Annotated in this window: 5 protein-coding genes and 1 pseudogene; 1 reads left to right on the top strand and 5 read right to left on the bottom strand. The window is 61.8% G+C overall.

Going from position 1 to position 6,003, the window contains the following annotated elements:
• The 5 genes from ACXJ7R_RS22620 to tauA form a co-directional block, all read right to left on the bottom strand.
• The coding region (locus ACXJ7R_RS22620; RefSeq protein WP_457153793.1) for an aminopeptidase at window positions 1-947 on the bottom strand (947 nt) is incomplete at its 3' end.
• A gap of 348 nt (window positions 948-1,295) precedes the next feature.
• Entirely contained in the window at window positions 1,296-2,447 is a 1,152-nt protein-coding gene (gene ssuD / locus ACXJ7R_RS22615) for an FMNH2-dependent alkanesulfonate monooxygenase (RefSeq protein WP_457153792.1), read from the bottom strand.
• Window positions 2,448-2,491: 44 nt separating this feature from the next.
• On the bottom strand, window positions 2,492-3,340 hold the full coding sequence (locus ACXJ7R_RS22610) for an ABC transporter permease subunit (protein WP_457153791.1): 849 nt from the start codon (window positions 3,338-3,340) through the stop codon (window positions 2,492-2,494).
• Window positions 3,337-4,131, bottom strand: coding sequence for a taurine ABC transporter ATP-binding protein (locus tag ACXJ7R_RS22605; protein WP_457153790.1), 795 nt, complete (start codon window positions 4,129-4,131; stop codon window positions 3,337-3,339). The genes ACXJ7R_RS22610 and ACXJ7R_RS22605 overlap by 4 nt, the downstream gene beginning before the upstream one ends.
• Before the next feature lie 68 nt (window positions 4,132-4,199).
• Complete coding sequence (tauA, locus tag ACXJ7R_RS22600; RefSeq protein ID WP_457153789.1) at window positions 4,200-5,207, bottom strand: taurine ABC transporter substrate-binding protein; 1,008 nt, start codon at window positions 5,205-5,207, stop codon at window positions 4,200-4,202.
• Between the two features lie 347 nt (window positions 5,208-5,554).
• On the opposite strand from tauA, the pseudogene ACXJ7R_RS22595 reads away from it, so the two are divergent.
• A pseudogene (locus ACXJ7R_RS22595) lies at window positions 5,555-6,003 on the top strand (sensor histidine kinase); the annotation flags it as partial.

Here is a 6,003-nt window from a genome sequence, read left to right as displayed (position 1 = left end):
GCGTAGAACCTTGGATAGTCGCCGGAGCACAAATCGAACAAGCGAAGAAACGCCGGAACCTGTTCGCCATAGACAGCGGTCGCGGCGAGCTTTGCGTTGTTGATCGGGGCATCGAACCACGCGTCGTACCCCCGGTATCCGCCCCAGCGCCTGTCGCGCATTTGCCTGTAGCGCGTCCGGAGCTTGTCGATCGTGGCTGCCTTGGCAGCCGCCATCTGCTCCGGGGTACGGGGACTTGCATAGACCTGCCCCAACTCGTCCCGCGTTTTCGACAGCAGTCCAAGAAAATCGGCTCGGCGCTTGCGATCGGCTTCGTAGCGGCGCAATCCGGCGCGATCGCCAGCAGCGCGCAGCCATTTCCTTACGCCGGTGGTTTCGACGGCAACCGCGAAAGCCTCATTGAATGCGGAATCGTCATGCACATAGATGCGCTGATGCGCCAGCTCATGAAAGACAAGGCTTGCGAGATACGTGTCATCCTGACGAAGCATGGTGCTTAGCAGCGGGTCACTGGACCAGCCCAGTGTGGAATAGGCGGTGATGCCTGTGACATAGACGTCCAGCCCCTGTCGATGAAGCTCGACAGCGGTGTCAGTCGCGGATTTCCGAGCAAAGTAACCCCGGTACGGCACGCAGCCGAAAACCGGAAAGCACCAGGTTCGCGGCGTCAGGGAGAATTGTGGCGCCGCAAAAACGGCCCAGGTCACAGCGTCCCGACCGATGTCAACATAGCTGCGGTAGCTGTTGTTTTCGGGCAGTGCCAGTTCATCTGTGGCAAACCGTCGTATGGCGCTCGCCGACGTCAACTTGGTGCGCAATGCCTCGGGCGTGGAAGGATCATGGATCAGTTTTCCAACATCTTCGCGCGCCGCCATGATCTGCACATGACCTTCCAACGACTGCGCGTAGTAGGAAATGCTTGTGCAGCCGGTCACCCCGGACGCCATGATCATCGCGGCAAGCAATCGAAAAACGCGCTTCACCAGCTTGCCCACCGCTTGCTCTTCTCCCCATGGAGCAAATATCCCCATTGCCCCGGTCTCAAACAGGCGCACCAATTTTCGTCAAGGTCTGGAAGGGGTGGCGGGTCGAAATTTCGACTTTGGCAGGTTTGGCAAATGCGGGCCATTCGCCTCGAGTTGACGGATGTCCCACCGCGGGACGGAGTCCGCAAGCTGCGGACTGTCCACTGGGATGCTACATTCCCCCAAAGCGCCGGTCTGCTGCCGGCCTGATCTCAGTCCTTCGATGTTACCAGTAGGTGTGGCTGTTCGGAGCGCGGAGCAGACAGGACGTTACGATGCGGATGCTGCGACCTTGGAAGGCACACCGCGTCCGAACTCGACGTCCCAGCTACGCTCCACGGGTGCGGCTTCGCCACTCAACCCGAGTTTGGGGAAAAGCAGTTCGGCGACGTTGAACGCCTCTTCCAGGTGCGGGTAGCCGGACGCGATGATCGTTTCGATGCCGATGTCCTGATACTCACGTATGCGCGCAGCAACATTGTCGGGATTGCCGACCAGCGCCGTTCCCGCGCCGCCACGCACCAGCCCAGGTCCAGCCCACAGATTCGGACCGACAACCAGCCGGTCGCGCCGGCCCTGATGAAGTGCCGACATGCGCTTCTGCCCAACGGATTCCGAGATGTGGACAAATCCGTTCTGGGCTTCGGCGATCAGGTCGTCGGTGACGTGGCTGATCAGCCGGTCAGCGGCAGCCCAGGCCTCATCCTCCGTTTCGCGTACGATCAGATGAATGCGAAGGCCGAAACGGATCGTGCGGCCTTGTGCAGCCGTTGCTTTCCTCACGCGATCGATCTTCTCGGCAAGCTGGTCCACCGGTTCGCCCCAGCTCAGATAGGCGTCCACATGCTTGGCGGCGATTGCAATGCCGGCGTCGGAAGAGCCTCCGAACCAGAGTGGCGGATGGGGTTGCTGAACCGGCGGGAAGGAAATGTCGGTGCCGTGGGCAGAAAGGTACTTGCCCTCGAAATCCGCTGGCTCACCCGAAAGTATCMGCCGCCAAATGGTCAGGAACTCGTCGGTTTGGGCATAGCGCTCGTCATGGCTGAGCTTGTTGCCGTCGCCGGCGAGGTCGGCTGGATCCGCGCCGGTGACGACATTGAGCAGGACGCGGCCGCCGGAGATGCGGTCCAGGGTGGCGGCATGACGGGCAAACAGGGCCGGTGTTCCGCTGCCCGGCCGAAGTGCGACGAGGAACTTCAGCCGTTCGGTGAGCGGGATCAGCCCGGCCGCCACGATCCAGGCGTCCTCACACCGCGTCCCGGTGGGCAGCAGCACGCCCTTGAAGCCAAGCCGGTCGGCGGCCTGGGCGATCTCCTTGAGATAGCCGAAGGTTGCCGGGCGGTGCCGCTCGTCGGTGCCGAGATACGGTCCATCGCCATGCGTCGGCAGGTACCAGTAGAGGTCGAGCGGCTTGCTGGGCATCGGATTGTTCCTTCAGCGATGTGGAATGTGTGGGCAGGCAAGCGTCAGAGCTTGCCCTTCCAGGGGATGAGACGGTGCTCCAGCCAGCGCATGCCGCTGGTGAACGCAAAGGCAAGGATGGCGATGACGATGAGGCCGACGAAGACGACGTCGGTGGCGAGGAAATTGGCGGCCGACATGATCATGTAGCCAAGGCCTGACTGGGCCGCGATAAGCTCGGCCGCGACCAGCGTCGACAATCCGGCACCGATGGCAATCTTCAAGCCGGTCATGATTTCCGGCAATGCGGACGGCAGGATGATGCTGGTGAACAGTTGCAGCCGGCTGGCGCCGAGCGACAGCGCGGCATTGATGCGTTCAGCCGGCACTGACCGGACACCGGCCTGTGCGGCAAAGCAGATTGGGGCAAAGGTTGACAGCGACAGGAGCACGATCTTGGAAGTCTCGCCGATGCCCAGCCAGATGATCAGCAGGGGCAGGTAGGCCAGCGGCGGCAAGCCCCAGTAGAGATCGATCGGCACGCTGAAGATGCCCTTGACCCAACGATTGAGGCCCATCAGCAGGCCGAGCGGAATGCCCAGGAAAATGCCGACGCCGAGCGCCGCGGCGATACGGCCCAGGCTTGCCAGTGTGTGGTCGAGAAGCGTGCCGTTGGCATAACCGTCGGCCCAGACGGCGCTGAACTGGGTCAGCACCTCGGCTGGCGACGGCAGGAACAGCGGCGACGCCCAGCCAAAGCGCGCGGCGATGAACCACAACGCGATCAGTGCAGCCAGCGTGACCAGGCTTATGCCGAGCGTGCCTGTCGACGCGGATCGGCGTGGCCGGAGGGAAGGCCTGCGCTGGGTCGTCGAAGGTGGGAACGAAGTCGGGGAATTGGCGGCAAGCGTCATTGCAAGGTTCCTGTGCGGGCGCCTTCCGGCTGGTGGATCAGCGAGCGGATTTCCTGACGCAGTTCAATGAAACGCGGGTGGGACTGGATCGGCCCGATGTCGCCGCTCCTGGCAAACTCGCGGACGAAATCGGCCTCGAACCGGGCAACGATACGGCCAGGCCGAGGCGACATCACAACGATGGTCGTGCCGAGCGTGAGGGCTTCCTCTATGGAATGGGTGATGAACAGGATCTGCTTGCCGGTCTTGGCCCAGACCGAGGCCAGAAGCTGCTGCATTGTCTCGCGCGTCAGGCTGTCGAGGGCGCCGAACGGCTCGTCCATCAGCAGGATCTTCGGATCGGTGGCCAGGGCTCGCGCGATGCCGACGCGCTGGCGCATGCCGCCGGACAGTTCATAGGGCGGCTTTTCGGCGAAATCGGCGAGCCCGACCAGTTCCAGCAGACGCCTCGATCGCTCATGGCGTTCACTGCGCGGCACGCCCCGGTATTTCAGGCCGAGAGCAACGTTGTCCAGCACATTGGCCCAGGGCAACAAGGTATCCTTCTGGAAGACGACACCACGATCGCCGCCGGGGGCGACAATCTCCTTTCCATCCAGAGTGATCGTGCCCTGGGTGAGCGGCAGGAAGCCGGCGATCGCGTTGAGCAATGTCGACTTGCCGCACCCGGAAGCACCGACGGCGACGACAATGGAATCAGGTGCAATGTCGAGCGAGACGTGATCGAGCGCGTGAACGTCCTGGCCGTCGGAAGCTGGAAAGGTGACGCTGGCGTCGCGAATTCGAAGCATGGTGGCCTCCAGGCAAGCCTGGCTGGCGAGATTGCCGCCAGCCAGAGCCGAATGTCGTTCAAGGACTTTTAGTTGGAAGCCTTGGCGGCCTCCGCATATTGCGGATCGGCGGCTGAGGCGTAGCTGTCCTTGATGGCGGTGATCTTCTTCTGGTCCTTCAGGAAGCCCGCAGTGTCCTTGAGGATTTTCGCGACAGCGCTCTTGTCGCCACCGCCCAGCCATTTGTCGGAAGCCTGTTCGTCGAGCGGCGGAACCACCGTCGTCTTCAACTGCTCCGAATTCTCGGCCGCCGTGCCGCCCTGCAATTTGGCGATCGCCTTGGCGCTCTCGGAGTCCGGTCCCCAGGAAGCCGGGTTGGTCAGGTATGACGTCGTGTAGCCGTCGATCAGCCGCACATACTGGCCGAGGAAGTCGGGATTGGCCTTGGCAAAATCGCCGGTCACGACAAGTGCGCTGAAGGTCGGAGCGCCGCGATCAGCGACCTGGCCGGCTGTGAGCAGGACCTTGCCGTTCTTCTTGAGTTCGGAGAGTGCCGGATCCCAGACGAAGGCGCCATCGATGTCACCGCGCTTCCAGGCCGCGACGATTTCGGGCTGAGGAATGGCGATGACCTGGGTTTCCTTCTCCGTGATGCCTTCCTGCTTGAGTACGGCGAGAAGCTGGTAATGGTCAGTCGAGACGGGTGCTGCGGCGAGCTTCTTGCCCCGCAAGTCGGCCGGCGACTTGATCTCGGGCCGCACCACCAGGGCTTCGCCGTCACGAGAGACCGAGGAGATGTAGAACGCCTTCACGTCGATGCCCCTGCTGACGGCGGCCGCGAACGGGCTCGATCCGACATCACCGATCTGGACGTCGCCGGATGCGATGGCGGCGAAGATGTCGGCGCCTGAATTGAAGCGGCGGAATTCGATGTCCCAGCCGGTCTTCTTGGCAAGATCGCCATTGGCAATGCCGAGATTGTACGGATTGGCACCCGTCTGGTAGGCGATGACGACTTTCTTGTCGGCGGCAAGCGCTGCGGCGGAGCTGGCCGCCAGGGCAAGCCCGACAAGGGCAGCGGAAATCAGTTTTCGCATGGTATCTTAATCCTTTGAAACAGAGGGCACAGCTTCGATTGCCAGCCCTGAGGGAGGGGCCGAGGATTAAAGTCCACTAATATTATAGACTTAGACAGGGATGAAATTCCGAAAGGCTGGCCCTCGGTAAAAAATTACGGCTTCGACGCGAACCGGCCCCAACGGATCATTCTCACGCAAACCCGAGGGGCCGGTCCGACGCATTATTTGTGGGGATCAGTCCGTTTATCGGCGGGTCGAATTTCTCTCGACTGCCGCGGCCGCTCTAGCTTGAACTAATGCTTGCTGTTCACCGGCTTGCGATTATGGTTGGCCAGGTTTTCTGAGGCGGCAGGGGAAACAGCATTTTGCCTCGTCGATCAGCTCGATCGCACCTGCTTGGTCTGATCGCGGCCGCGGTGATACCGGTCTGGCTCTTCGCGGCCTATCTGCTGGTCCAATATGCTGTGCATGAGCGGTCCCGCTTCGACCAGGACGCTCGCCAAACCGCCCGGCAGGTTTCGCTCGTTGTCGAGGGCGAACTAGCCAATCTTCAAACGACTCTCAACGGTCTGTCGAAATCGCCTGCTCTGGCCAATGGCGATCTGGAAACCTTTCGCGGCGAGGCGCTCAGCCTGGTCGAAGGGACGGACCGGATCATCGTCCTGCGCGATTTAGGTCGCAATCAGTTGTTGAATACAGGGATCGGGCACGGTGAAGTTCTGCCGCCGGTCGAACCGATGCCGGCAGGGGATCTGGAGAAACTCAAAGCGTCCGGCATTTTCGTCAGCGACGTCTTTGCCAGCGAGGATTCCAA

The organism is Mesorhizobium sp. P5_C1, assembly GCF_054049815.1.
Note: the sequence above shows the minus strand (reverse complement) of the source record. Positions and strands in the feature narration are given on the sequence as shown.